Origin of the sequence: Haloferula sp. A504 (genome assembly GCF_044385805.1) — a bacterium.
Taxonomy (GTDB): domain Bacteria; phylum Verrucomicrobiota; class Verrucomicrobiia; order Verrucomicrobiales; family Akkermansiaceae; genus Haloferula.
Window position 1 is genome coordinate 39,993 of the sequence record NZ_JBISBU010000003.1, and the last position, 26,731, is coordinate 66,723.

At 63.9% G+C, this 26,731-nt stretch carries 24 protein-coding genes; 13 read left to right on the forward strand and 11 right to left on the reverse strand.

The window, feature by feature from the left end; genetic code table 11:
- Positions 1-117: 117 nt before the first annotated feature.
- From ACG2LG_RS02280 to ACG2LG_RS02305, 6 genes are all read right to left on the reverse strand, one after another.
- Positions 118-333, reverse strand: a complete 216-nt coding sequence (locus ACG2LG_RS02280) for a hypothetical protein (protein ID WP_396255946.1) — start codon at positions 331-333, stop codon at positions 118-120.
- A 31-nt stretch (positions 334-364) separates the two neighbouring features.
- On the reverse strand, positions 365-1,672 hold the full coding sequence (locus tag ACG2LG_RS02285; protein WP_396255948.1) for a hypothetical protein: 1,308 nt from the start codon (positions 1,670-1,672) through the stop codon (positions 365-367).
- Positions 1,669-3,039, reverse strand: coding sequence for a hypothetical protein (locus ACG2LG_RS02290; protein WP_396255949.1), 1,371 nt, complete (start codon positions 3,037-3,039; stop codon positions 1,669-1,671). Before ACG2LG_RS02290 ends, ACG2LG_RS02285 begins: the two co-directional genes overlap by 4 nt.
- An 88-nt stretch (positions 3,040-3,127) precedes the next feature.
- Positions 3,128-4,171 carry an NAD-dependent epimerase/dehydratase family protein gene (locus ACG2LG_RS02295; RefSeq protein WP_396255950.1) on the reverse strand — a complete coding sequence of 348 codons (1,044 nt, stop codon included), beginning with the start codon at positions 4,169-4,171 and terminating at the stop codon, positions 3,128-3,130.
- A 43-nt stretch (positions 4,172-4,214) separates the two neighbouring features.
- Positions 4,215-5,378, reverse strand: coding sequence for a hypothetical protein (locus ACG2LG_RS02300; protein WP_396255951.1), 1,164 nt, complete (start codon positions 5,376-5,378; stop codon positions 4,215-4,217).
- Positions 5,375-6,571 carry a glycosyltransferase family 4 protein gene (locus ACG2LG_RS02305; RefSeq protein WP_396255952.1) on the reverse strand — a complete coding sequence of 399 codons (1,197 nt, stop codon included), beginning with the start codon at positions 6,569-6,571 and terminating at the stop codon, positions 5,375-5,377. Before ACG2LG_RS02305 ends, ACG2LG_RS02300 begins: the two co-directional genes overlap by 4 nt.
- 285 nt (positions 6,572-6,856) lie before the next feature.
- Between ACG2LG_RS02305 and ACG2LG_RS02310 the strand changes: the two genes are divergently transcribed.
- Entirely contained in the window at positions 6,857-8,203 is a 1,347-nt protein-coding gene (locus ACG2LG_RS02310; protein WP_396255954.1) for a dihydrolipoyl dehydrogenase family protein, read from the forward strand.
- Between the two features lie 49 nt (positions 8,204-8,252).
- Here ACG2LG_RS02310 and ACG2LG_RS02315 read toward each other — a convergent pair whose 3' ends face one another.
- Together ACG2LG_RS02315 and ACG2LG_RS02320 are read right to left on the reverse strand one after the other, a co-directional pair.
- The gene (locus ACG2LG_RS02315; protein ID WP_396255956.1) at positions 8,253-8,654 is read right to left on the reverse strand and encodes a PIN domain-containing protein; all 402 of its coding nucleotides are present in this window, start codon (positions 8,652-8,654) and stop codon (positions 8,253-8,255) included.
- Positions 8,654-8,887 (reverse strand): DUF6364 family protein, encoded by a 234-nt coding sequence (locus ACG2LG_RS02320; RefSeq protein WP_396255958.1) that lies wholly within the window; start codon positions 8,885-8,887, stop codon positions 8,654-8,656. The genes ACG2LG_RS02315 and ACG2LG_RS02320 overlap by 1 nt, the downstream gene beginning before the upstream one ends.
- 278 nt (positions 8,888-9,165) lie before the next feature.
- Here ACG2LG_RS02320 and ACG2LG_RS02325 point away from each other — a divergent pair, with 278 nt between their 5' ends.
- The 4 genes from ACG2LG_RS02325 (at position 9,166) to ACG2LG_RS02340 (ending at position 13,184) form a co-directional block, all read left to right on the forward strand.
- The gene (locus tag ACG2LG_RS02325) at positions 9,166-12,051 is read left to right on the forward strand and encodes a sugar-binding domain-containing protein (protein WP_396255960.1); all 2,886 of its coding nucleotides are present in this window, start codon (positions 9,166-9,168) and stop codon (positions 12,049-12,051) included.
- A 162-nt stretch (positions 12,052-12,213) separates the two neighbouring features.
- Complete coding sequence (locus ACG2LG_RS02330) at positions 12,214-12,444, forward strand: type II toxin-antitoxin system Phd/YefM family antitoxin (RefSeq protein ID WP_396255961.1); 231 nt, start codon at positions 12,214-12,216, stop codon at positions 12,442-12,444.
- A gap of 8 nt (positions 12,445-12,452) precedes the next feature.
- Positions 12,453-12,893 carry a type II toxin-antitoxin system VapC family toxin gene (locus ACG2LG_RS02335; protein ID WP_396255963.1) on the forward strand — a complete coding sequence of 147 codons (441 nt, stop codon included), beginning with the start codon at positions 12,453-12,455 and terminating at the stop codon, positions 12,891-12,893.
- A 48-nt stretch (positions 12,894-12,941) separates the two neighbouring features.
- Positions 12,942-13,184, forward strand: coding sequence for a hypothetical protein (locus ACG2LG_RS02340; protein WP_396255964.1), 243 nt, complete (start codon positions 12,942-12,944; stop codon positions 13,182-13,184).
- A gap of 62 nt (positions 13,185-13,246) precedes the next feature.
- Here ACG2LG_RS02340 and ACG2LG_RS02345 read toward each other — a convergent pair whose 3' ends face one another.
- From ACG2LG_RS02345 to ACG2LG_RS02355, 3 genes are all read right to left on the reverse strand, one after another.
- Entirely contained in the window at positions 13,247-15,577 is a 2,331-nt protein-coding gene (locus tag ACG2LG_RS02345; RefSeq protein WP_396255966.1) for a glycosyl hydrolase family 95 catalytic domain-containing protein, read from the reverse strand.
- A 96-nt stretch (positions 15,578-15,673) separates the two neighbouring features.
- Positions 15,674-16,645 carry a DUF3472 domain-containing protein gene (locus ACG2LG_RS02350; protein WP_396255968.1) on the reverse strand — a complete coding sequence of 324 codons (972 nt, stop codon included), beginning with the start codon at positions 16,643-16,645 and terminating at the stop codon, positions 15,674-15,676.
- A 25-nt stretch (positions 16,646-16,670) separates the two neighbouring features.
- Positions 16,671-17,375, reverse strand: a complete 705-nt coding sequence (locus ACG2LG_RS02355; RefSeq protein WP_396255969.1) for a DUF1080 domain-containing protein — start codon at positions 17,373-17,375, stop codon at positions 16,671-16,673.
- Positions 17,376-17,559: 184 nt separating this feature from the next.
- Between ACG2LG_RS02355 and ACG2LG_RS02360 the strand changes: the two genes are divergently transcribed.
- From ACG2LG_RS02360 to ACG2LG_RS02395, 8 genes are all read left to right on the forward strand, one after another.
- Positions 17,560-18,372 carry a DUF1080 domain-containing protein gene (locus tag ACG2LG_RS02360; RefSeq protein WP_396255971.1) on the forward strand — a complete coding sequence of 271 codons (813 nt, stop codon included), beginning with the start codon at positions 17,560-17,562 and terminating at the stop codon, positions 18,370-18,372.
- Between the two features lie 63 nt (positions 18,373-18,435).
- Complete coding sequence (locus tag ACG2LG_RS02365; RefSeq protein WP_396255972.1) at positions 18,436-19,644, forward strand: NupC/NupG family nucleoside CNT transporter; 1,209 nt, start codon at positions 18,436-18,438, stop codon at positions 19,642-19,644.
- A 127-nt stretch (positions 19,645-19,771) separates the two neighbouring features.
- Positions 19,772-20,344: a rhodanese-like domain-containing protein gene (locus tag ACG2LG_RS02370; protein WP_396255974.1), complete on the forward strand. Its 573-nt coding sequence runs from the start codon at positions 19,772-19,774 to the stop codon at positions 20,342-20,344.
- Positions 20,345-20,390: 46 nt separating this feature from the next.
- The gene (locus tag ACG2LG_RS02375) at positions 20,391-21,179 is read left to right on the forward strand and encodes an SDR family NAD(P)-dependent oxidoreductase (RefSeq protein ID WP_396255975.1); all 789 of its coding nucleotides are present in this window, start codon (positions 20,391-20,393) and stop codon (positions 21,177-21,179) included.
- 189 nt (positions 21,180-21,368) lie between these two features.
- Positions 21,369-21,590, forward strand: coding sequence for an antitoxin (locus tag ACG2LG_RS02380; protein ID WP_396255977.1), 222 nt, complete (start codon positions 21,369-21,371; stop codon positions 21,588-21,590).
- Positions 21,587-21,820 (forward strand): PIN domain-containing protein, encoded by a 234-nt coding sequence (locus tag ACG2LG_RS02385; protein ID WP_396255978.1) that lies wholly within the window; start codon positions 21,587-21,589, stop codon positions 21,818-21,820. Before ACG2LG_RS02380 ends, ACG2LG_RS02385 begins: the two co-directional genes overlap by 4 nt.
- A 41-nt stretch (positions 21,821-21,861) precedes the next feature.
- Entirely contained in the window at positions 21,862-22,476 is a 615-nt protein-coding gene (locus ACG2LG_RS02390; protein WP_396255980.1) for a hypothetical protein, read from the forward strand.
- A gap of 163 nt (positions 22,477-22,639) precedes the next feature.
- On the forward strand, positions 22,640-26,542 hold the full coding sequence (locus ACG2LG_RS02395; RefSeq protein WP_396255982.1) for an alpha-amylase family glycosyl hydrolase: 3,903 nt from the start codon (positions 22,640-22,642) through the stop codon (positions 26,540-26,542).
- Positions 26,543-26,731 lie beyond the last annotated feature (189 nt).

Below are 26,731 nucleotides of genomic sequence, written 5' to 3' on the forward strand. Positions count from 1 at the left end.
TTGAACCGCACCGATGGATGGTGGGGGTCTTCGAGCCAAAGTGAAAATTGCTTGTCCGCAGCTCGCTGGATCCTTGAGGGAAGCCTCTGATAACCCTCCCAAAAGCTGGCGACGGCTCTACTCTGCATCCGACGGAAAACTCTTCGACTTCCCCGCGCGATATTCGCTGAGGGCCTCCTCTGCGACCTTGTTCAGACGACCCGCCTCCACATCGTCCTCAAGCTGCTGATCCCACTGCGCATCGATTCGACGCTGAAGCCATTCACCCAGTGCGAAAACCTGGTCTTTGGGCAAGCGGTCGATTGCCTCTTCGATCTCTTGAAGCGTTCCCATGCTGTGATTTTAGGTGTACCTGCGATGGCTCTCAAGCCCCGCTTTCGGAGCGCGCGTTGAGGGGTCGGCATGCGGGTGTCTTTTCAGCCTGTGCTTCAAGCCTGAAACCACCTGAACCATCGCCGATCATGGAAAGCTCGCGGAACACCTCATCGAGGCGCTCCCGCGAGTGGCCTCGGTGGTAGGTTGCGAACTCAGGATCGAGTTTGGCGCCGTCGGGCCCGTCGCCGTTGAGCGCGCCGCGGATGGCTTCCACCGCGGCTTCGGGATCGCCCTCGGGAAAGGTGCGGCCGATCTGGAAGCGCTCGACGCGGTCGCCGACGCACTGGCCGGCGGTCGCGACGAGCGGGATGCGGAAGGCGGCGGCCTTGGTGAGGGCGTTGCTGCTTCCTTCAAAGCCCTCGTAGGCGGCCCAGACGAGGTCGAAGGTCGAGAAGATCGAGTTGTAGGGCGCGCCGTCCTGGATCCGGTCGCCACTGGTGTCGAAGTGGATGTGGTCGATTTCGCCCGCCGCGATGCGTTTCTCGAGATCATCGAGAAAGGCGAGATCCTCGGGAGAGAAGGTTCCCCGAGGATAGGGGCCGGTGGCGACGAAATACCATGGTTCTCGTAATTCACCGGCGCGCAGCGCGGCCTTGAGCATGGTGACGAGGCCCTTGCGCTTCTCCATGCTGATCAGCCCGATGATCTTCCGGTCGCCGGCCTTTTCCCGGAGGGCTCGGGCAGCCGGGGTCGGCGTGTCGGGAAGCGTCTCGTCGGTCATGTCGGGGAAGGCGATCGCCGGATGGCCGGAGATCTCCTCGAGGGTGTCGTTGAAGCGCTCGTCGAGCGTGCACACCGCACGGCAGTCGGGGCTGCGCAGGAGCCGGTCGCCCTTGGCCGCGCGGCGGAGCGGGTCGCCGGGGAACTCGAGGTGCCCGTTCCGGAAGTAGAGACCGCTCCACGGTCGGCCAAGGGTCATGCCGGGAAGCAGCGGGAAGGGCGAGAAGCGAAGGTAGCAGTCGAGGTAGCAGAAGAAGACGAGATCCGCGGTCCAGCCGGTGTCGCGCTCCGCACGGTCGAGGATTTCGGCGGTGGCGCGCCAGCGCAGGGGCGTGCTCAGGGGGTCGTGGTCGCGGTTGCGGTTGATGACTCCGTGATTGCGGTGGATGAAGGGGAAGCCGGCGATGCGGTCGCTTGGTGCCTCGTCGAGGGCCTCGAGGATCTCGTCGGGCTTCTGGCACAGCAACAGGACGCGGGCACCCATGCGCAGCAGCGAGGCGCTGAATTCCCGGAGGTAGGTCGGGTGGTGCCCGGCCCAGCGGGTGTCGACGAGTGCAACAGTGGGGGGTGGATTCATCGGTGCGGGTCGGTGCGGGCAAGGAAGGAAACCCGGATGTGGAAGGCCTGGGGCAGCCCGGCCATGATTCCGAAGGTCATGCCGGCGAGTCGTTCGTAGAAGGGATTGGAGGTCGCCGATTCACTCAGGAAACAGAGCGTGGCGACAAAGGGCAGGAAGGCGAGCCAGATGTCGGGTCCGGGCAGGGCGGCGTTGGACTTCGCCGAGCGCAGGCTTTGGATCGCGGTATTGGAGAAGAGGGCCAGGTGGCCCAGCAGGCCGATGACGCCGCCGGCAAAGAGCGCGTAGGTCCAGGTCGAGTGTCCGGCGAACCAGACGTCGCTGCCGAGGTCGGCATTCTTGGGGTAAACGAGTTGGAGCTCCGGGATGTAGGCCATGTTCCAGGTATAGGACGCGCCAACGCCCATGCCATGGACGTAGCGGTTCGGTTCCTCACCGAGGATCCGCACGATGTCTTCGGCCTCCGCGCGGCGGGTGAGCCACGAGACGTCCGTGGCCAGGTTGCGGTCGCCGGCGTGGTGGAAGAGGCGTTCGCCCCAGCGCTCGATGAGGGCGGGCCAGACGGCGGCGGCGATGACGAGTCCGGCCACGGCGAGCCCTGCGACGGCACCGACCGGCAGCAAACGCTTCGGAAGTTCGCTCCAGCGGAAGATCTTCCAGTGGCAGCCGAGCGCGAAGCAGAACGAGGTGGCGACGGCCGAGGCCATCACCGGGAAGATCAGGGCGCGGGTGACGGTGATGAGGATCCCGGTGAGCAAGGCGGCGGAGCCGAGGACGAGCGTCCAGTGGAAGCGCGACCGGAGCAGCAGGGCGCAGCCGATCCAGGCCGCCATCCAGTTGGTCGAAGGGCTGAGGACCTCGACGCGAACGGTCTCCAGCGAGATTTCCTTGAACAGGAAGCCGTGAAGGATGCGCCAGAAGATGTTGATCACCGCGGCGGCGAAAACCGGGGCCACGATGCGGGACGGACGGAGTCCGGCGCAGGCGGCGATGTGGGCGTTGATCATGCCGGCCAGGCACAGGCCGAAGGGCAGGCCGGTGCGGATCGAGCGCGTCGGATCGACGCCTTGAAGCAGCGCGCCGCCCGCCATGAAGGCCAGCACGCCACCCCACAGCGTGATCATCCAGACGCCGGGCCTGACCAGCAGGTGCCGCCAGCCGAAGTAGAGGATGCCGAGCGTGGCGAGCACGCAGGTGCCGAGGAACAGCAACTGGTCGAGACCGGTGCCGCCGCCGGCCTGGCGGTCCACCGACGCCCGGTAGTCGAAAGCGAAGGACAGCATGAACGCCCACAGCAATCGCTCGACCCACACCGCCTCGGGGGCGCGGGGAATTCGAAGCGGGTCGGTGGCGTCGTCGAGGAGCATGTCGGTGTTTCGGTGCTTCAGTATTTCGGTGTTTCAGTTCTTCGGCCCGGCATCGATGACTGAAACATCGAAACACGGAAACACTGCCTCACCGCTTCTGCCACGCCTCGACGATCTGGCGGATCGTCTCCTCGAGGCTGACGGTGATGTCCCACCCGGGGTAGTGGGCGCGCATCTTGTCGAGATTGGAGATGTAGCAGATGTGGTCGCCGATGCGGTTGCCCTCCTGATAGGCGAACTGCTGCTCCCTGCCGGAGAACTTTTCGGCGATCTTGAAGGCCTCGAGGATGGAGCACGAGTTGTGGCGTCCGCCGCCGATGTTGTAGACCTCGGCGACCCGCGGTGCCTTGATGAATTCCTCGATGAAGCGCGCGACGTCGTGCGAGTGGATGTTGTCGCGCACCTGCTTGCCCTTGTAGCCGAAGATCTTGTACTCGCGGCCCTCGAGGTTGCATTTCACGAGGAAACTCAGGAAGCCGTGCAACTCGACGCCCGAGTGGTTCGGACCGGTCAGGCAGCCGCCGCGCAGGCAGCAGGTCGGCATCTCGAAGTAGCGTCCGTACTCCTGGACCATCACGTCGGCCGCCACCTTCGACGCGCCGAAGAGCGAGTGCTTCGACTGGTCGATGGGAAATTCCTCGGTGATGCCGTCGGCGTAGGCCGGATCGTCGTAATCCCAGCGCGTTTCGAGTTCCTTGAGCGCGATCGTGTTGGGCCGGTCGCCGTAGACCTTGTTGGTCGACATGTGGACGAAGGGCGAGGTCGGGCAGGCCTGGCGGGTCGCCTCGAGCAGGTTGAGCGTGCCGACGGCGTTGGTGTCGAAGTCGTCGAAGGGAATCGCCGCGGCCCGGTCGTGCGACGGCTGGGCGGCGGTGTGGACGATGGCGTCGGGCTTCACCTCGGCGAGCAGCTTGAGCACGCCGTCGCGGTCGCGGATGTCGAATTCGTGGTGGACGAAGCCGGGCAGGTCGCGCTGCAGCCGGTCCTGATTCCAGCGGGTGTCGCCCTGCGGACCGAAGAAGACGGCGCGCTGGTTGTTGTCGACGCCATGGATCTCCCAGCCGAGGGCGGAGAAATGGATGCACACTTCGGAGCCGATGAGGCCGGAGGAGCCGGTGACGAGAAGCTTCATGGTAAATGCTGAAATTCTGAAATGCTGAGAAACTGAAAGAAGATCATGGAGTCAGAAGGCGGGCGAGGGCCTTGCCGCGGTCGGACCAGTGGAAGGCGCCACGGCATTTCTCCAGGGCATTGGCGGCGGCCTGGTTGAGGAACTCGAGGTCGTCGATGCGATCGGCGATCAGCTCCGCGAGTTCGGAGGTGGATCCGGCGGCGAGGCAGTCGCGTCCGGGATTCAGGGGCAGGCCGCTAAGGGCCGGTCCGATCGATGCGAGGGGCAGGCCACGGAAAATGTAGTCGAGGGCCTTGAGCTTGAAGCCGCCCCCGAGCGCCTCGGGGATCAGGCCGATCCGGGCGTCGCCCAGATGGGGATCCATGCTGCGGACGTTGGGGAAGAACGAAACCTGCGGGAATTCCTCGCTGAGCTTGGCGAAGTAGGCCGGGTCGCATTTCCCGACGACGTGGAAGGCGATGTTGGCCTTCTCGAAGGGTTCGGCGGATTCGGTGAGAAAGGCCTCGAGGTTCCGGCGCTTGGCCAGCCATTCGAAGGTGCCCGCCAGCACCACGCGGCGCGGGGTTCGCTCGACCAGCGGGGGCAGGGATTCGGGGATCCGGCGCGAGTATCCGGGCGAGATGATCTTGATCCGCTTCTCCGGAAACTCGCGCTTGTAGATCGAGGCGTCGCGCGGGGTGATGGCGCTGATGGCGTCGGCGCGTTCGGCGAGGCGGTCTTCGAGTCGGGCGTATTTCATCGCGTCCTTGGTCAGCGCCCAGCGGAAAAGCGGGGACCCCTCGCCGGACTCGGCGACCTCGGCGCGCACGCTCGCCTCGTGGTTGTGGGAAATGTAAATCACCCGCATCTCGCGCGGGATCAGGTCGAGCGCCCAGGCATTGGCGGCCTGATCGATGACCACGCAGTCGAAGTCCTCTTGCAGCAGGTCCCACAGCGCCTCGCGCATCTCGCGGCCACCGAGGCGGTGGGCATCGCTGGGGAGCTTCGAGAGCAGGCACAGCAGCGACTTCTTTGGCACGCCGACCGGCAGTTCGCAGTGAATGCCCGGCAGCGTCTCCCCCGCATTGTGTGGCGCCCGGTGGGCCAGCACGGTGATCCGGCACTCATCGGTCGCGGCCAGCGCCTGCAGCAACCCGATCGTGTAGATCAGGTCGCCGCTGTCGGCCGGACGCGGGTCCTGGCGGGTGATCCACAGGCAGCGTTTCATCCGGTGAGAATGCGTTCGAAGGTGTCGGCCTTGGCCTCGATGGGAAAGGTCTGCTCGGCGTAGCTGCGGGCGTTGGCAGCGAGGCTCGCCCGCAGCGCCTGGGACTCGCGGAGGTTGCGCCCGGCGGCGAGAAAGCCGTCGAGATCGCCCGGGGTGACGGTGAGGCCGGCCCCGTGGTCGAGGGTGATCCGGGCCGCGAGATTGGCTGGAGGCACGGCGAGCAGCAGCGGCCGGGCGGCGCACAGGTAGCTGAGCGTCTTCGACGGCACCGAAAAAGTGCCGGCCTCCTCCTCGAGCAGCCCGACCAGCACGTCGCCGGTGGCGAGCACCGACGGCAGATCGGCGAAGGGTTGGTAGGGAAGGACGAGAAGATTCTTGAGCCCGGCCTTCGCCGACTCGGTCTTGAGCCATTCGGCCCCGATGCCTTCCGAGATCACGACCACGCGCACCTCGGAGTCGTCGCGGTGGCGACGGGCGAGCTCGAGCAGCATCGAGGGATCGTGCTTCATCCCGAGCGTGCCGGAGTAGAGGAAGACGAAGCGGTTGTGGAGTCCGTGACGCACCGCCCACTCGTTGGACTTGTCCTGCTCGGGAAGTTCCTCGATCACCGCCCAGTTTGGCACGACTTCGACGCGATCCGGATCGATGCCGAACTCCTTCTCGAGAATGGGCGTGAAGTCCTCGGTGATGGTGACGATGCGCTCGCTCTGGGCGAACTGCCGCGAGTCGAGATGGCGGTACCACTTGCCGACCAGCGATCCGGCGACCGGGATCTTCTTCCGCAGCAGGCGATCAACCGCGAGGCTGTAGAAGTCCTGAACCCAGTAGAAGAAGCGTCCGCCGACGCCGGTGGTGGCGAAGGCGATCGGGTCCTGGGTCTCGGTGGGCGTGTTGCCGGAGAGCACGGCATCCGGCTTCCACTCGCGGATGAAGCCGGCGGCGGCCCGACCACAGCGGACCTCCATGTTGCGTCGGCGCAGGAAGGAATACTTGTAGCGCGGGTAGTCCGGATCCATCGGGATCTCCTGGAAACGGAGCGTCGGGGAATCCCCTTCGCGGTGCCGGAGGTCGCCGCGGGGCGTCTGCAGGGTCGAGGCAAAGGCATGCACGACCTCGTGACCGCGCTTGGCCAGAGCGCGGCTCAGGGATGTCGGGAACGCATGTCCCGCATAATCGTGGACGACAATTTTCATGAAGGGGGAACAGGCCGAAGCCGGTTGAATCCTAAGGGTTTCGGAAGCTTCCGGCAATCCCGCCCCGGCACGCGATCGCGTAGGAAAACGGGGAATTCTGCATTTTATTTCGATTGCGAGCGGCTTGGCCCGACCACTGCTGCATGGAATCCGTCGCGACACAGGCGGTCCGGCCGGCACCAGCGGGGTTTCATGGGTTTTTCTCCGCGTGTGCCTGGTCGGACCGCCGCCTTTTTTACCGGAAGCTTCTGGCCATCGTGCGGTCCCGTGCTGAGCGTGGCCCCCATGAGCGAGCAGAAGCACGATGCGATGGTGGTGGGATCCGGAACCTCGGCCTATTTTGCGGCAAGTGGATTGAAGGAAGGCGGACTCGACGTTGCGATCATCGATGAGCGCCCCTACGGCGGGACCTGTGCCCTGCGGGGCTGCCAGCCGAAGAAGTATCTGGTGTGCAATGCCGAGGCGGTGGCGATGGCGCAGCATCTGGTCGGGCGCGGCATCGTCGAAGCCCCGCGCACCGACTGGAAGGCGCTGCAGGCCCTGAAGAACGAGTTTCTGGAAGGGCGGCCGGAGGGTGAGGTCGAGGACTGGCGGAAGGAGGGGGTCGCCACCTACCACGACCGGGCCCGCTTTTGCGGCGAGCGGTCGCTGCAGGTTGGTGACCGGGTGCTGACTGCCGACCACATCATCCTGGCGACCGGGGCCACGCCCCGCTGTGCGGGTTATCCCGGGGCGGAACTTTCGGGGATCAGCGACGACTTCCTGGAACTGCCGGAACTGCCCGAGCGCCTGGTCTTCGTCGGCGGCGGCTACATTTCCTTCGAGTTCGCGCACGTCGCCGCCCGGGCCGGGGCGAAGGAGGTGACCATCCTCCAGCGCTCGGACCGGGTGCTGAAGGGCTTCGATGCCGATATGGTCGAGGTGGTGGTGAAAGCCAGCGAGGATGCGGGAATCCGGGTGATCCTCAACGAGTCGCCGGAGCAGCTCGAGAAGTCGGGCGATGTCTTTCTTTTGACCGGAAAATCGGGGACCCGCTACGAAGCGGACCTCGTGATCGAGGCGACCGGCCGGGTGCCGAACCTCAGCGTGGTGGAAGGGGGTGAGGGAGACGTCGAACACCACGAGGGCGGAATCGTGGTCGATGGATCGTTGCGAAGCGTCTCAAATCCGGCGGTGCATGCGATCGGGGATTGCGTGGCCGGTTCGCCCATGCTGGCACCGGTGGCCGATGCCCAGGGCAAGCTGGTTGCGCGGAATATCCTCAGCGGCAGCGACGAGGAGTTCGACGCCTCGGTGATCCCGAGCGCCGCCTTCACCACTCCCAGCATCGGGTCGGTCGGTCTGACCGAAGAGCAGGCGAAGGAGCAGGGGCTGGACGTTCGGGTCAATCGGGGCAGCACCACCGGCTGGCCCTCGGCGAAGCGCATCGGCGAGAAGCACGGCGGCTACAAGGTGATCATCGAGAACGGCAGTGAGCGCATCGTCGGCGCCCACCTCGCCCGCCACAACGCTGCCGAAGCGATCAACGTGCTGGCGCTGGCCATGAAGCACGGCATCACCGCGCCGCAGCTCAAGGACTTCATGTGGGCCTACCCGACCATCGTCTCGGACCTGAAATACATGGTGGGGTAGGCGCGGGGGGACAGGAGACAGGAGACGGGTTTCCCACCGATCATGGCTGTCACGAATCTGCGTTTTCCAGCATCCTCAGAAAATCCGCCGGCGAGATGGCCGGCACGGGAGAATTGCGGTAGTCGGGCAGGTTGCGGGTGACGATCCAATCGGCTTTCCATGCCACGGCGGCGGCGGCTTGGAAGGCATCTTCCACGTCGGACATCGGCAGGCCAAGAGCGAGACGGGCGTGGTCAGATCCGACGCTGGCGACGTCCACCAGCTTCAGCAGATTGTTGAGGAAAGCTCTGCCACCTTTGAGCAAGTAGGAGCAATTCGTCAGCGAGTGCCAGGCGACGGCGGCCTCGCCACTCGCCTGCGCCCATTCGAGGACGGCAGTGCTGTGATCGACATGCGGTTCGCGGGCGAGGGCGACATCCAACAAGACATCCGTATCGAGAAGCACCTTCATCAGCGAAGGTGTTTTGCCTTCAGCGCATCATAAAGTGGATCGGAGCCCGGTTCAGCATCCCTGAGACTCGCACTTCCTCTCATGCTGGCGACGAGATCCTTCCCGATGGGCGCGGTTTCCGCTTCGAGCAAGGACTCGATCAATCCGGAAACGGTGGTGTGCCTCTTATTGGCCGTCCGCTTGGCAAGGCGGTGGACCTCCGGGTCGAGCGTGATGGTCACCCGTGTCTTCATGAGTATGCACTTAATTCAGATGATGCATACTGTCAAGTGAGGGCGACCGATAGTGTCCCGCGCGGAGTCGGACATCCAAACCTTCGACACGGCGGAAGTGGCCTCCCATCGCAGGGGTGAAATTCAGTGCCTCACCCGGTGAGGTCATCCCCATCGTGCGGCGCTTGCCGAGCTTTTGTGAGGGGATCTTTTCCGCGCGCCCGCGGAAGGACGGTTGAGGGTGTTTCGTAGTTGTCCGAGCGGAGATCATTCACGCCCATCCCGCCTCCAAATGACCCATGAAGGTCCCGAACTTCCTGAAATCCACCTTGATGGCGGTGGGGGTCTGTCCGGTCGTCGCCACCGCGGCCGGACCGGAGACCCTGCCGCTTGCCGGTGAGTGGCGCTTCCAACTCGACCCCGATCAGGCGGGCGTGGCCGGGAAATGGCATGCCAGGCCGCTCACCGACACGATCCGCCTGCCCGGCACCACCGACGAGAACGAGAAGGGAATCCTCACCAACGAGCGTCCGGTGGACCGCCTCGCCCGCGTCTGGCGCTGGAAGGGGGCGGCCTGGTATCAGCGCGACATCGTCATCCCCGAATCGTGGGCGGGAAAGCGGATCACCCTTTTCCTCGAGCGCACCAAGCACAGCCGGCTGTGGGTGAACGACCGCTTCATTTCATGGCGCGACTCACTCAGTGCGCCGCACACCTTCGACATCACGACGGCGGCCCCGCCGGGACGGCACACGCTGACCCTGCTCATCGACAACTCCAAGCTCCCGCCGGTGGGTCCGTCCCACGCGGTCGACGAGCGAACGCAGACCAACTGGAACGGGATCGTCGGCCGCATCGAGCTGCGTGCCACCGATCCGGTGTGGATCGAGGACGTGCAGGTTTTTCCCGACGCCGCTAGCCGCGAGGCTCGCGTGGTGACCGCCTTCGGCAACATCACCGGGAAAACCGCCGCCGGATCTCTGAAACTCCGCTGCCGAAGCCGCAACGTGAAGGAGCCGGACGATTTCGCTCCGCAGTCGATCGAGGTGGAGATCCCCCCCGAGGGATCCACGCTTGAGTGGACCTATCGACCCGGCGGTGGCGTGCCGCTGTGGGACGAGTTCCATCCCGCCCTGCTCGAACTCGACCTGCATCTCACGACCCGCGCCGGGGAAGCGCGGTGCTCCGACCGGCGGTCCGTGACTCTCGGGATGCGCGATTTCACCCGCGAGGGCAACCGGCTGGTGATCAATGGTCGTCCGGTGTTCCTGCGCGGGCGGGTCGATTGCGCCAACTACCCGCTCACCGGCTACGCCCCGATGGACCGCGAGTCGTGGCGGCGCATCCTGCGTATCCAGAAGGACTGGGGTCTCAACCACGTCCGGTTTCATTCGTGGTGTCCACCCGCGGCCGCCTTCGAGGTGGCCGATGAGCTGGGCCTCTATCTGCAGGTCGAGCTGCCGAACAAGCGCAGTGCCTTCAAGGCGCCGGACGACGAAAACGCGGCGGTCCACAACTACGACTTCCTCGACGTCAATTCGAGCGAGGATGAGGTTGGCCTCTTCGACTACGGCAAGCGCGAGGGGGAGGCGATCTTCCGCCACTTCGGCAACAGCCCGTCATTCACGATGTTCACGCTCGGCAACGAGCTGGGCATGAATGACGGCATGGCCGAATTGGTTGCACATTTCCAACAGGTCAACCCGCGGGCGCTGCATGCGCAGGGGTCGAACAACAGGCACTGGGATCCGGCCCTGCCGGAAGGCGACGACTTCTGGGTCATGGCCAAGCTCGGGAAGATGGACCGGCCCGTGCGCGGCGCCTTTCACATCCACCGCAACCCGCCCGGTCACGTCGAGAACGCATCGCCCTCGACGCTCGTCGACTACCGCGACTCGATCGCCGGGGTGCCGGTGCCGGTGATCGCCCACGAAACCGGGGCCTACCAGGTGTCCCCGGATTTCCGCGAGATCGACAAGTTCACCGGAGTGCTCCGGGCGCGGAATTATGAGGTCTTTCGCGACCGGCTCAAGGCCGCCGGGATGCTCGACCAGGCGGAGGATTTCGTGAAGGCCTCGGGCGCGCTGGCCGCGATCTGTTATCGCGAGGAGATCGAGGCGGCCCTGCGCACTCCGGAGTTCGGGGGGTTCCAGCTTCTGGACATCATGGATTTCCCCGGCCAGGGCACCGCGCCGGTCGGCATGCTCGATGTCTTCATGGACAGCAAGGGCATCATCGGACCGGAGAAGTGGCGCGAGTTCTGCAGCGAGACCGTGCCGCTGCTGCGGATGGAGAAATACACCTGGACGGAGGACGAGACTTTCACCGCGAAGGTTCAGGTGGCGCACTACGGCCCGGCGGATCTCGTGGACGCGACGGTGTCCGCGACGCTGCTCGGGATTCCCGGCGGCCCGGTCGAGTTCGACCTTCCCAAGACCACCCTCCGCACCGGAAAGGTCAACGAGATCGGTCCGATCTCGCTGCCCCTGGACGCCGTCGATCTGGAGGCACCGAAGGATGTGCTCCTCATTCTGAAGGTCGAGGGAACTCCGTATCGCAACCGCTACCGACTTTGGATCTATCCGGCCGAGATCGAAACCACGGTGCCGGACGGTGTGAGGGGCTTCCGCCGTTTCAGCGACGATGCGACCCGGGTCCATCTGGAAGGCGGCGGACGCGTGCTGCTTTTCCCCGAACTGACCAAGCTTCCGCACAGCGTTCCGGGCGCGTTCATGACCGACTACTGGTCACCGATGTTTGCGCAGGGCGACCGCAAGCGCGGTGAAGCCACGCCTCCCGGCACGCTGGGCCTGCTTTTCCATCCCTCCTCGCCACCCGGCGGAGCGGCCCTGGGACATTTTCCCACCGAGGCGCACAGCAACTGGCAATGGTGGCACCTGGTGAAAAACGCGCGCCCCATCATCCTCGACGACACTCCCGATGACTTCCGCCCGAGCGTGCAGGCGATCGACAATTTTGCCCGTAATCACAAGCTCGGGGTGATTTTTGAAACCCGCGTCGGCCGGGGCTCGATGCTGGTCTGTGCCATCGACCTGCCCGCCCTTCAGGACAAGCCGGAGGCCCGCCAGCTTCTCCACAGCCTGCTGCGCTATGTCGGCTCGGAGCAGTTTGCTCCCTCGAATGAGATCGACCGCGCGATTCTCGAGAAGCTTTTCCCGGAGTGATCCGAGCTGAAATCGACGATCGGCTGAATCGAGACGCACGGGCATTTGGTGGACCTCCACGCATGGGTTTTCGTCTCAGGACGTAAAGTGAGTCTCATATTGAAACTTTTAAAGTTGACAAATACGGAAACACTTACTCATTTTCATGGATAAATCATTGATATGAAAACGATTACGGTCCGGGAGATGAAGGCGCGATGGGCTGAGGTGGAGGCCCAGGTGCGCGAAGGGGAGACTTTTGAGGTTCTCAATCGGGGCCGGCCTGCGGCACGCATTGTGCCGGCGATTCCACGCAAGGTGCTGCGCTGGGAAGATCATCTGGCCACCGCGATTCCGGCCTCGGGCCGATCCGCGGAAGAAACGGTGCGGGCTGACCGCGACCATCGCTGGTAGGCACGGGTATGATCTATTTGGACACCAGTGCTTTTCTGAAACTCTACCTCCGAGAGTCGGGATCTCAGGAAGTTCAGGATTTTGTCGCTGCCCAGGACGATCCCTTGCCGGTCTGGGACATTTTGGAGGGAGAGCTTACCAATGCGCTCCGTCTCAAGGCCTTCTGGAAGGAGATCACCGAGGAGCAGGCGGAGGACCAGATCGTGCGTTATCGCCAGCGGAAACAGCAGGGTTTCTACCATGTTCCGGAGATCGACCGGAGGGCGCTGATGGACGCTTTCCAGATTCTGAGCCGGGAGACGCCGCGTCTGGGTTGCCGGACCCTCGACATCCTTCATGTGGCGTGTGCCAATCTGCTCAAGCCGGAGGCCTTCATCACCTTTAATGACCGTCAGCGCTCCCTGGCCGACCATGTCGGTCTCCAGGTGCCCGCCATTCTCAAGCCCTGACCCCGGCGTCAGATTGACCAAACCTCGAATGCGCATCGTGCTGCGGTAATGAGAATCACGATTGAGATAGATGATGCGCTTCTTCGTGCTTTGCGGGAGGAGGCAGGCCGAAAGGGCAAGTTGATCAAGCGTTTGGTGGAAGAGACCTTGCAGAAGGGATTGAGCGTTTCGATGTGGGGTGAGCGGGAGCTGATCGATATTGAGCCTTCACCGGTCGGGGTGCGTGTTCCCTATCGGGCGATGAGCATGAATAGGCTCCATGACGATCTTGAGGCGAGGGATCCGACATGAGCAGGCCCGCGCTCAGCTGGACGAATCCGCTGGCTGCCACGGGGTAATCGCCGATCCATCCATCAGGGTTGAGGAGTGAAGTCGTCCGGCTTCAGCGTCACGGACTTGCCGGGAGGGGTGCTCACCATGGTGCCCCGGTCGCCGGAAACGACCTTCACTTTCTCCAGGGCGTTCTTGCCAGGGTGGAGGGTGGCCTCGACCAGTTGGCCAGCCTTCCATCGGATATCGACGGTGAAATCACCGCGGGCGCGGAGGCCGGTGACGTGGCCCTCGGGCCAGCGGTCGGCGGGCAGGGCGGGGAGCAGCTTGATCTCGTCGTTGTGGCTGTGCAGCAGCATCTCGGCGACCGCCGCGGTGGCGCCGAAGTTGCCGTCGATCTGGAAGGGCGGATGGTTGTCCCAGAGGTTGTCCTTGGTCGAACGGACGAGGATGGCGTGGAGGTTCTCGTAGGCCTTCGCGCCGTCGGAGAGGCGGGCGAAGATGCCGATTGTCCAGGCGCGGCTCCAGCCAGTGGCGGCGCCGCCCTTCCGGAGGCGGGTCTCGATCGACTTCAGCACGGCGGCGCGCATCGCCGGGTCGTCGTCGAGGTCGATCTGATTGCCGGGGTAGGCACCGAGGATGTGGGAGATGTGGCGGTGGCCGGGTTCATTCTCCTCGAAGGGCAGGCGCCACTCCATCAGCCGTCCATCTTCGCCGATCTGCGGCTTGAAGACCTTGGGCAGGGTGGCGGCGATGTGTTTCACGAAGGGATCATCCTGTTTCCCGAGCACCTCGGCGGCCTCGAGGTAGTCACTGAAGACCTGACGGATCATGAACTGGTCGAAGCTGGTGCCGGCGGACAGCGCGGCCGGGATCTTCTTGCCGTCCTCGTTGGTGTAGAGAAACAAGTTCTCCGGTGAGCTCGACGGGCGCGACATGAGTTGTCCTTCCCCGGGTCCGGGGATCAGCCACGAGTCGGCGAAGCGCACCGAGTCGGTGAGGATGTCCCAGTTTTGCTCGAGAAACTTCGGGTCGCGGTTGAAGCGGTAGTGCTCGAGCAGGTGCAGCGTGAGCCACTGGCCGTTGAGAAACTGCCCGGACCATTTGGCCTTGGTTGACATCGCCTTGGCGTAGCCCCAGATGTCGGTGGCGTGACCCATGCACCAGCCCTTCATGCCCATGAGTGAGGCCATTTCGCGCCCCCTCGGCTGAAAGTGCCGGACGAGGTCGAAGAACGGTCCGTGCATCTCGGCGAGGTGCATGGTCTCCGCCGGCCAGTAGTTCATCTGAAGGTTGATGTTCAGGTGGTAGTCGGACTTCCACGGCGGGTTGAGGTGCGGATTCCAGAGGCCCTGCAGGTTGGCCGGAAAACAGCCGGGCCGCGACGAGGCGACCAGCAGGTAGCGGCCGAACTGGACGTAGGTTTCGACCAGGTCCGGATCGTCGTGCTCGCCCTGCTTGATGCGGGCGAGCCGCTCGCGGGTGGGCAGCTTGAGGATGGCGGGGTCGGTGTCACCGAGTTGCAGGTCGACGCGGTCGAAATACCCGGCATGTGAGGCGATGGCCGCCTCGCGGACGGCTGCGGGCTCCTTGTCCTGCACCTTGTCGAGGTCGGTGAGTGTCTTCTCCTGCCAGCCATCGGCGAGGTTTTTGCCGGGCTCGTCGCGGTCGAAATCGGTGGCGGCGCTCAGGTAGAGCGTCACCGTCGTCGTCGGGCCGATCTTCAGGACGCCGTCTTTGGTCTCGATCTTGTCGGCCGTGATCGCGCGCACGCGGCTGGTGAACTTCGTGCCCAGCGGGCCGGAGGCCGCGCCGTGGAGGACAAGATCGCCGTCCGCGGTGGTGGCGTTTTCCATCGAGACCCTCAGCGAGATGGGTTTCCGCGCCTTGATGTTGACGGCAATCATGTCGTCGGGAGCGCTGGCGAGCACCTCCTGGGTGATCTCGTTGCCGTCGCTCAAGGTATGGATGCTGGTGGCGACCCCCGTGCGAAGGTCGAGGTTGCGCCGGGTCTCCCCGAGGTCGGCGGCGTCGTAGTTCAACTCCAGCCAGCCCACGAGCTGATAGGCATTGGGCCGACCACCATCGAGCACTTCTTTTTCGAAGACCCGGTCGGCGGCGTGGTAGTCGCCCTTCGCTTCGAGTTCGCGGATGGTTTCGAGGTGCTTCGGCGTGTTCTCGCCCATTTTCATCTCACCCTTGTTCTCCCAGATCGTCTCTTCGTTGATCAGGATCCTCTCGGCCGGGAAGCCGCCTTGCGGCATCGCGCCGATGCGGCCGTTGCCGACCGGATAGGAAACGTCCCATTCGGTGGCGGGTTGATTGTCCCAGATCGTCAGCGGCCGGAGGCCGGGATCGGCGGCCATCAGTGTGGTGGAACAGGCGAGGCCAAGGAGGAAGTGCGACGGTTTCATGGCTGTTGGGACTACTGAGCGCCACCGGCCTTCCTTGCGGACGCATTGCGTCATTGGATAACCCGCCCGGGCGGGAGACGCTTTCATGCCCCCGGCTCAACCGCCCGCAGGATCCAGCCTGAGCGGATGGCTGCGCTTGGCGGGGTCCCGCTTGAAGATCTTGCCGACACTCACCCGCACGGCTTCTCCCTCGGCGCGGATGGTGGCGCAGTCCGGACCCGCCTGGGTGCCGCGGTCGGGATAGTGGGCGCTGGCCCCGGTCACGGCGGCCGGCCTGCCGTTGACTTGCGGCCAGCCGAAGGTGACTTCCACTTTTGGGATCGGAGATCTCGGCAGCGGCTGGGTGGCGTAGACCTCGACGAAGGCGGAGTGCTTGGCCCAGTAGGTGAAGTCGCGGCCCTCGAAGCGCAGCTTGCCGATCGGGTGCCACTCGCCCGCCGGCGACTGGATGCGGCATTCGAACCAGGTGGCTGGTTGACCTTCGACCTCAACGGTCTCCGCCTTCCGGATCTGATAGATCCACGTCCCCTTGCTCCACTTCAAGGGCCGCCGCACGCTGGCAAACTCGCCCTCGTAGCCGGCGCTTTCCACCAGGCAATCGGGACCGGCCACCCGGACGTGGTCGAGGCCGATCGGCGTCTTCTTGTCACTCGACCAGCGGGAAAAGATCCCTCCGTGTTCGCGGTGCACCCGCTCCCGCGACTCGGGGTCGGCCCAGCCGTTGATGTTGGTCTGGATGCCACCGTAGAACATCAGGCCGTTGATCTCCGCCACCCCGACCGGGGCGATGTAGAGGTTGTAGTCGGCCGGCACGTCACGATCGATCGTGACGTCCACGCTGAGGGACTCGAAGTCCTTCACCGGTTCCTTGAACGTCCACCAGATGTTGGCGAGGTGCCAGGGATAGCGGGGGAGTTCCACCCCGGCCTCCTTCGCCATCTCGACCGGAGACGGTTGCGAGCAGGGATCGGTGGTGGGGACCTCCTCGGCCAGGGCGAAGACCGGTACCACGAGAGCCGACAGCACCCTGCAGAGGGGCGGGAATGATCGCAGTGTGAAGGCAGGCATGCGGGCTGGGGGAGGTTGGGACGGTCTACAGCTCCTCGACCTCGATGTTGCGGAAGTGGATTTCGCTGCCTTCGGATTGCAGGCCGATCGGGCCGGAGACGATGTCGAGGCTGTGTGCTTCGTTGATCGGTTGGCCATTCAACGACACCCTGATGGTGTCACCCTGGACGATGATCTCGTAGCGGTTCCATTCGCCGGGCGGATTTTCGGCCATCTTGGTCTTTTCGACGCCCCTGAAGTCGCCGAGGTCCTCGTGGTCCTCGACGGTCTTGATGCGCTCTTCCGGGCCGTCGACCTTGGCTCCACGGAAGGCCCAGATGTCGCCGGCGGATTCGTGCATGAGCTGGGCCTCGACGCACTTCGGCATGAAGCCGATCGGTTCGCCCGCGATGCGCAGCAGCACGCCGCTGTTGGTTGGTTCCGCCGCCCAGCGCCACTCGAGGGTCAGCTTGAAGTCCTGGAACGAATCGTCGGTCACGAGGTAACCGAGCGGCTCGCCCTTGCAGACGATGGCGCCGTCCTTGACCGACCAGACGTCTTCGATTTTGAGCGTGTCGTCGACCAGCACGTGCGACCATCCGTCGAGCGTCTCGCCGTCGAAGAGGGAAATGGTTTCCGCTGGCACCGGGGTCTCCGCGACGGTGGGCGGCTCGTGCTTTTCGCAGCCGACCAGCGCCAGCGCCAGCGTCAGCGTTCCGATCAGCGAAGGGGAAGGGGAAGGAGTCGTCATGTCCCGTGGAGTCCACACGGGCCGGGACCGTCAGGCAAGCCCGGCCTCCGCGGATCATCCGGGTGTCATCGCCCGACGGGCCGGTGAATCGAAGCCCGAGGGAATGCGCAGGCATCGATCGCAGGTGCCTGCCGCCTCCTTTTGCCTTTCCTGAAATTCTTCAACGCGCCAGCTTTGCCGCCGTATGAAACGAGCATACCGCGATGTTGTGATGGCAACCGTCGTCGGCACCTTTCTCGTCCACGGTGCTCCCGCCGGGGCGGCGGAGATGGTGGCCAACGAGGACGGGGTGTATGGCTACGAGGACACCCCGATGCTGCCATGGATCAACTACCGGGTGCACGACAACCGGAGGCCGAAGCCACGGCACGTCGAGGCGAAACCGAGCACCACGCCTGCTCCGGCCGATGCCGTGGTCCTCTTCGGCGGCACCGGCATGGACCAGTGGCAGGTGGCCGAGGGCTGGCAGGTGGCCGACGGGGCCCTGGTGGCCGGCAAGAGGGCGATGCGGACCAGGCAGTCCTTCGGCGACTGCCAGATCCACCTCGAGTTCATGGTGCCGGATGTCGAGTCCCCCAATTTTTCGGATCGCGGCAACAACGGTGTCGGCCTGATGGGCCTCTACGAGATCCAGATTTTCGACTCGCACCCGATGCACGAGAAGAAGCTCTACGCCGACGGGCAGTGCGCGGCGATCTATGGCGAGACTCCTCCCTTGGTGAACGCCTGCCGCCGGCCCGGCGAATGGCAGAGCTTCGACATCGTCTTCATCGCCCCCGTCTTCGAGGGCGACAAGCTGGTCTCGCCGGCCTACGTCACGGTTCATCACAACGGTGTGCTCGTTCACCACCACGAGCCGATCCGCGGGCCGGTCCGCTGGCGCGGCATCGCGCCCTACAAGCCTCACCCGCCAAAGCTGCCGCTCGTCCTGATGAGCCACGGCAGCGAGGTCAGGTTCCGCAACATCTGGGTGCGCGATCTCGACCCGCAGCCGTGAAAGCCGGCCCCCGGGAGCCGATTTCCCTCCCGTCCCGGCACGCCATTCGCTAGTCGGTGGTGGATGTCGCTTCTGGGAATGCTGCTGTTGCTCGGTCTCGCGTACGCGCTTTCCCGCGGACGGCGGTCGATCCGGTGGCGCACGGTCGGCCTGGCCTTCGCGCTGCAACTGCTGATCGGGTTGCTGGTCTTCCGGGTCCCGTGGGGCAAGGATGCGCTCGACTGGCTCTCGGCCCACGTGGCGGCGGTGATCGCCGCCGGGGACGACGGCATCGCGTTCTTGTTCGGGCCACTGGTGGAGGTCGATTCGATCGGCTTCGTCTTCGCCTTCAAGGTGCTGCCGGTGATCATCTTCTTCTCCTCGCTGATCGCCGTGCTCTACCACCTGAAGATCATGCAGTGGGTGATCCTCGTCCTCGGCGGCGGCTTGAGGAAACTGCTAGGCACCAGCCGCGCCGAGTCGCTGTCGGCAGCGGCGAACATCTTCGTCGGCCAGACCGAGGCGCCGCTGGTGGTGAAGCCCTACGTCGCGCGCATGACCCGCTCAGAGCTTTTCGCGGTGATGTGCGGCGGCCTGGCCAGCGTGGCGGGATCGGTGCTGGCCGGCTACGCCAGCATGGGGGTCGAGCTGAAATACCTGCTCGCCGCGTCCTTCATGGCCGCACCGGGTGGACTGCTTTTCGCCAAGATCCTGATGCCCGAGACCGAGAAGCCTGAGGAGGTCACGCTCGACTGGGACGAGGGTGACGACAAGCCGGTCAATGTGCTGGACGCCGCCGCGCTCGGCGCCGCCACCGGCCTCAAGCTGGCGCTGAATGTCGGTGCGATGCTCCTCGCCTTCATCGGGCTGATCGCGCTGATCAATCTGATGCTGGGCGGGATCGGTGCGTGGTTCGACCGGCCCGATTTGAGTCTCGAGTTGATCCTCGGCTCGATCTTCGCGCCGGTCGCCTGGTCATTGGGCATGCCGTGGGGCGACAGCGTGTCGGGCGGGAGTCTCATCGGCCAGAAGCTGATTCTCAACGAGTTCGTCGCCTACGGCCAGTTCCGCGAGATGGGCGAGATGTTCAGCGAGCGCAGCAAGGCGATCGTCACGGTCGCCCTCTGCGGCTTTGCCAACCTTTCCTCGATCGCCATCCTGCTCGGCGGCCTCGGAGGCATGGCGCCCACTCGCCGCCAGGAGATCGCCCGCTTCGGCCTGCTGGCCGTCGCTGCCGGGACCTTCTCGAACCTGATGAGCGCCGCGATTGCCGGGCTGTTCTGGACGGGATAGGGTAGGCCAAATCCCGGAAGCGGAGGAACGCCTCGGGAACTCAGTGAAAGGAGGTCATGCGATGAAGAGTCACAAGCGAATCCAAGGGTGTCTCGGCAAGAGGATGGGTCTGGTTTCAACCGCTGCCATGATGATGGCGGCCGGGACGATGCCGGCGGAAGACATCGCCTATCCTGTGGCGAAAGTGAGTTTCAAGGACTTCGAGGGCCTCGTCGCGGAGGCGGGGAAGCATCGTGCGGACCGGTTGGTGGATCTCGACACCTTTCTGAAGATGAGCAGGGAGCCGGGCGTCATCATTCTGGACACCCGCTCGCAATTCCGTTTCGACCGCATTCACGTGAAGGGGGCGAAGCACCTGAACTTCTCCGATTTCACCCAGGCCAATCTGGCGGAGGTGATTCCCACCTTCGAGACGACCGTCCTGATCTACTGCAACAACAACTTCGAGGGCAACCAGACCGACTTCGCCTCCAAGATCGCCCTGCCGAGGCCGAAGGGCCGCGTGACCCCGGCCGAGCAGTTCTCCGTTCAGGAAAGGCCGATCATGATGGCGCTGAACATCCCCACCTATGTGAATCTCTACGGTTACGGCTATCGCAAGGTTTACGAGTTGCACGAACTGGTCGACGTCAAGGATCCGCGGATCATTTTCGAGGGATCGATTGTCGACAAGCCGGACAAGCCCGGCGTCGGGAAGTGACCCCTGCTTCCGCAGGGATCCATGAAGCCACCAACCCCGAGACAGCATGTCGCCACTCAAGGGACAAGTCGCCTTGGTCACGGGCGGAAGCCGCAGCGTCGGCCGGGGAATCGCGCTCGGTCTGGGTGAGGCCGGAGCGACCGTTTACATCACCGGTCGATCGGTGAGCGGAAAACTCGCAGCAGAGGTCGACGCTCTCGGTGGGCGGGGAGTGGCGGTCCCCTGTGATCACGAGGATGACGATCAGGTGAGGGCGGTGTTCGGCCGGATCGAGAAGGAGGAGGGTCGTCTGGACTTGCTGGTCAACAATGCCTGGGGCGGCTACCGGCGCCTCAGGAATCGCAAGGCCAATCCCGGTTTCAAGTGGAAGGATCCATTCTGGAAGCAGCCGGTGGACTTGTGGGACGACATGCACACCGTGGGAGTGCGGTCGAATTACGTGGCCAGCGTGTTTGCCGCGCGGATGATGCAGAGTCAGGGAAGCGGGTTGATCGTCAGCATCTCGTTCTACGCCGGGCGCCGTTACTACGACAACGTCCCCTACGGTGTGTCGAAGGCGGCGACGGATCGCCTGGCCCGGGACATGGCGGTGGAGCTGGAGCCGCACCGGGTGGCGTCGGTTTCCCTCTATCCGGGTCACGTGATCGACACCAAGAAGGCACCCAAGCCGAAGCGGGAATCGGCGCAGTTCGTGGGAAGGGCCGTCGCCGCCCTGGCGGCGGACCCGAAGGTCATGGAAAGAACCGGGCAAGTCCTGGTCGTGGCCGAGTTGGCCAAGGAATACGGCTTCACCGACACCGACGGCACCCAGCCGGAACCCTATGACAAGTTGTAGTCGAAGGGCCCGAGCCAACGTCCTCGATGCCACCGCGCTGGTGCCGGCACCGGCCTCAAGCTGGCGGCACCTTCTCCAACCTGATGAACGCTTCCGGAGCTCCGTGAAAGGAGCCGCTTCCCGGGCTGGATGCAGTGGATAGGGGATCCTCGCTTGATTGTGAATACATGGCGGTGGATACCTCCCGCCATGAAGACGCGCGTATTCCGAAGCGGCAATTCCTTGGCGGTCCGGTTGCCGAAAGAGATGGCTTTGCCTTGTGGCCCGGTTTCGATCCGACGCGAGGGCTCGAGGATTGTCATCGAGGAAATGAACGAGGGAGGCTGGCCGGAGGGCTTCTTTGACGGCATTCGGATCAAGCGAAAGAGCTTCGGCCGCGAGGTGCCCGAGTTTCACGAGAAGAAGCTGTGAAGCGCCGGCTCGACACGAACGCCTGCATCGACGTCCTGCCATTTGATGACGAGTGCGCGAAAGTCGCGGGAGGGATCAATGCGGCGCTGCTGAACGATGGCACCCCGGTTGGCATTACCGACGTCTGGATTGCGGCGACCGGGTTGCGGCACGGTTGGACCGTGGTGACGAGCAATCGACGGGATTTCGAGCGGATCAAGGGTTTGGAGCTGGAGAACTGGCGGATTTGATTGTTCACCACTGTGGCAGCTTGTGCATTGATCCGGGGTGGATGCATCTGGCTTTCATCGGCGGGGGTGGTGCGGGCGGTGTTCTCGTGTTGATCGGGCTTCTGATCCTGTTGCTCCTCAGTCTGCTTCTCGTCGCGGTTGGGGTCACGTTTGCCTGCATGAAGAAGCCGAAATTGTCGGCGGTATCCTTCTGTGTTGCCCTGGGGATCGGTGGCTACCTTTACTCGTTCTACTCTGAGGTCGCCAAACGGGCTGAACTAGGTGCCAGCCGGAAAACCGATTTCGAGGTCGAGATGCAACTCTGCGGGCCAGGTGGCTACGCGGTCTTGGTCGATGGAGAGCCTTTCGACGGGGAACGTGTCATGCTGGACGGCACCATTCGTTTTTCCATCAACTTCGATGAGGTGAGGTCGCTTTCAGGGGAGTGTTCCTCGTTTGACTCGATTCATGATGGCGGAGAATTCGAATCGCTCCATCTTTTCGGTCTCAAGATAGCAGCAGAAGAGCGGGCATCGTTTCTCGCCAGTTTCGAGTCAGCACCTCAGGGTGCAGACCGATCCGGGTGGACCGAGGATTACTGGGTCGCTTTTCGGACGCACCATCCGGCGAGAGAATCGCTCGAGTGCCGCAGGAGGGTTGCACGAGGATACGACTGAGGTGCTGGTAAGAGAGGCATGTGGAAACTCCCCATTGTCAACGGGTTGTGCCGGGTTAAAGGTCCGTGAACCTTGAATTCCGTAAACCACGGCGGCGTTCGCGGCATTTCTTAGCGTGGGCGTGTTGCCGGATGGGTGAGGTGCCTCGCAAACCCTTCAATCCATGAATCCTCGAAACTCTCTCAGGCGGGTGGCTCCCTTGCTGCTCGTTCTCGGTGTGCTGAACTCGACTCGGTTGGCCGCTGCGCCGTCGGATCAGGTCTGGCACATCCCCTTTGCGCAGCAGGTGCCCGAGAACAATGGGGGAACTTCGAATTTCTTCCAGATGCGGACTCCCTACGTGGAGATCGATCCGGCGGGAACGTTCACGGTGTATCAGGGCTTCTTCAAGAATGGGGGAGTCAATGGGGATCAGAACGGTGGTCAAGTGTACTACCGCAACGCCAGCACGGCCGGAGCCTGGCAGTCGTTGCCGCTCGGGTTCCACGCCAACGAGGGCGGAAACCAGTTCTGGAAGGCCACCGTCGATCTGGGGCCGGGGGGGCTCGATGCCGGGGACGACGACGTGATCGAATACTACATTCTGGTCACCTTCACCGGCGGGAGCCCTTCCGACACGTACATTCATGGTGGTGATCTCGATCCAGGCTTCGGCAACCAGTTGGTGACCGACATCGAGTCGGGCGCGCAGGCCAGCCCGTATTCGTTCCGCAACCGGCCGGCCTGGATCTTCCATGCGGACAATCGGGTAATCAATGGCGACGACGTCGAGTTCTGGTCCAAGGTCGGCTACATCGGCGACGTCAACGACCCCTCCACCCGCTGGGCCAATGCAGGGAGCGTCTATTTCACGACCGACGGTACCGATCCGGACGGCTCGCTCGGTTCGCCCGCGGGTACCTCGCAGGCCGTTGCGTTCACCTACAACGGGCCCGAGCAGAACGAAATCGACCAAGGCAGCGTGACCGGTGGCCGCGGCATGTGGTGGCGCGCCACCGCCACGGATCTCCTCCAGGGATTGCCGCTCGGTGCCACCATTCGCTACAAGGTCGGCTTCTGGAACACCGACACCAACGAGGAAAAGTTCGCCGATCACAACGCAGGTACCAACGACCAGATCTTCTCCTTCACCAACGGCTCCGTCGGCGACCCGGCTCTCACCGTTTCGACGGCCACCACCGGCACGCTGAATGGCGACTACACCACCTCGAAACTCTATGTCGATGAGATCGCCGGAGATTCCATTCCCGTCACCGTCGTCTTCGAGCCGGGCGAGCCGAACATCACGCCCGGCAGCGTGGAGGTGGTCACGAACCTGAACCAGCGCCACCGCACCGACACCGACAAGAACGCCAACGGCATTTCCGACGGTCAGGAATACAACCAGACCGAGGCGATCATCGGGCCATCCACCGACGATACCTATTACTACCAGGCTCATGCCATGAACACAACCGGCACGCCGGGTCAGTACTCAGCGGTCATCCAGGCGACCAAGACCGGCGCCTACCGGCTGACGGCTCGGTGGAAGGTCGATGGCGATCCGGCCTGGCGCTGGTATACCGCCTTCGGCCGTCGTGACCACGCGATCACCGTGGCACCGACCGATGCCCGAAACATCAATCTGTACGAGCTTCACACGCTGACGATCGAGGCCAATGGTGGCGGCTTTGAAAACCGATCGACCTTCGAGGACCTGCACGACGCACCCGGTGCCCTGCGCACCGGCGACGGGAAGGGTTTCAATCTCGGCTACCTGCAGGGGCTCGGGGTGAACTGGCTGTGGTTCCAGCCGGTGCATCCGCCCGCGATCGAGGGGCGGGAGATCGATCCGGCGACGGGTCAGCCGTACGACCACGGCAGCCCGTACGCGATCAAGAACTTCTTCGAAATCGACCCGGCGATGAGCGTCGCCAACACGCGGCCCGCAGCAATGACCGCGTTCCAGAACTTCATGGCGGCCGCCGATGCCGCGCAGATCGAGGTGATGCTCGACGCGCCCTTCAATCACACCGGCTTCGACGTCGAACTGGCCCAGAAAGGGGTCGATCTCTTCGACACGGGTGGTGCGGGATGGTCACCGACCGACAAGATTCGTGACCGCGAGGCACGTTTCTTCTCCAAGGGCGACATTTTCAACTCCGCCAACAACAACTACGGCGAACGCGCCACCAATGCCAACGAGGCCACGAATGCCCCCGACCGCGGCGACTTCGGGAAGTGGGGTGACGTGATCGACGTGTACTTCGGCAACTACGACTCGCTGGTGCGCCTGAATCCCTCCGAGAACGGCCGCTATCTCAACGAGGGCGACCAGTTCTACTACACCGACCCGAACTGGGACGACGTCACCCGCAACGTCTGGAAGTATTTCCGCGACTACGCGCTGCACTGGCTCGACCAGACCGGCTACCCCGCCGGCACGCCGCACACCGAGGCGAACCGCAACAAGGGCATCGACGGCCTGCGCTGCGACTTTGGCCAGGGACTGCCGCCGCAGGCCTGGGAATACATCATCAATGCCACCCGCACCCGGAAGTGGAACTTCGTGATGATGTCCGAGTCGCTCGACGGCGGGGCGGTGACCTACCGCTCGAACCGCCACTTCGACATCATGAACGAGAACATCGTGTTCCCGCTGAAGAGCGCGTCGAACGCGAACGACTACCGGCAGATCTTCGAGGACCGCCGCAACGCCTACGGCCAGGGCCTGGTGCTGCTCAACAACACCTCGCACGACGAGGAAAACTACGTCGATCCCTTCGAGGCGCTGGTCCGCTACAGCGTGGTTGGTGCCATCGATGGCCTGCCGATGATCTTCATGGGCCAGGAACTCGGGATCTCGCGCACCTTCGGCTTCAATTTCTACGAAACCAACTTCGGCAAGCAGATTGGTCACTTCAAGAAGTACAACTCTCTCGATCCGATCTGGGACAATGACGACAACGGACTCAACCAGCTCTATCCGGTCTATGCGGGCATCAATGCCGCGCGACTCTTCAGTCCGGCCCTGCGCTCGGTGAACCGCTGGTTCCTCGATGGCGACGGATTCAACAACCAGATCTTTGCGGTGGCGAAATACGAGGATGCCGGGGCTTCCCCCGCGTTCCAGGACGTGGTGCTCGCCTTCACCAATCTCGACCGCAACAACGACCAGTCCGACAACTTCAAGATCCCTCCCGCGCTGGCACCGCTGATCGGGCTCAAGGACGGCCGGCTCTACGACGTGAAGAACATCGCCGCCTACCTCGGGCAGGATCCGAACCGGCGCGACCTGTGGTTGTGGAACGGCGGCAGTGGAGTCAGCGGTGCCTCGCTCAAGTCGAGCGGCCGCTTCGTCCAGCTCTGGAAGGTGCCCACCGAGCCGGCGCTGTGGAACGCCGGACCTTACGAGGCACAGTATCTCAAGGTCTACGACGTCACCCCGCCTCCCTCACCCGATCCGCTGGCCAGCCACTACGCGATCGGAACGAGCGGCACCTTCACCTGGACGAATCCCGGCGGGCCCGACGACAACATCACCAAATACGTGATCGACATCGGCACCACACCGGGTGGCACCGACCTGGTTGACGGCGCCGAGGTGACCGACGGCTCGAACCAGTACACCTTCACCGGCACGCCGGGAACCGTGTACTACGCCACGGTCACCGCGGTCAGTGTTGCGGGCATTTCCGCCACAAGTTCGGGTTCCTCGGATGCGGGCGCGCCGAATCCGGCCTCCGGCACGACTCCGGTGATCCTGCTCGACTCGGCAGACGACGAGGACGGGGACGGGCGTTCCAACGGCGACGAGGACATTGCGGGCACCGATCCGCTCGACCCGGCTTCGAAGCTGGAGGTCGTCTCGATCGAGAAACTGGCGACCACCGTCGAGCTCACTTACTCCAGCGTCCCCGGCCGGATCTACACGATCGAGAGTTCCACCTCCCTTATCGGCTGGACACCCGAGGATGAGCCGGATGCTGAGGATTTCCTTGCCGGTCCGGGAGCCACCACGACCTTCATCGATCTGAATCCGGGGCCGACGAAGAAGTTCTACCGGGTGCGTGTCCAAGCTCCGTAGTAGCAGCCGCCCTTGAGGCGGACGACCGTATTGGCTGGTGACAACGAGGATGCTCCACGAATCCGCTCATTGCCGACGCCCGGAGTACTCGGTGTGGATCTCTTCCTCAACCCAGCCGGCACTTTTTGGGAAGCGGTCGCTGAAAGAGCCGAGGTTTTGGGTCTCGACTGCAGCGCGGCTTGGGGACCT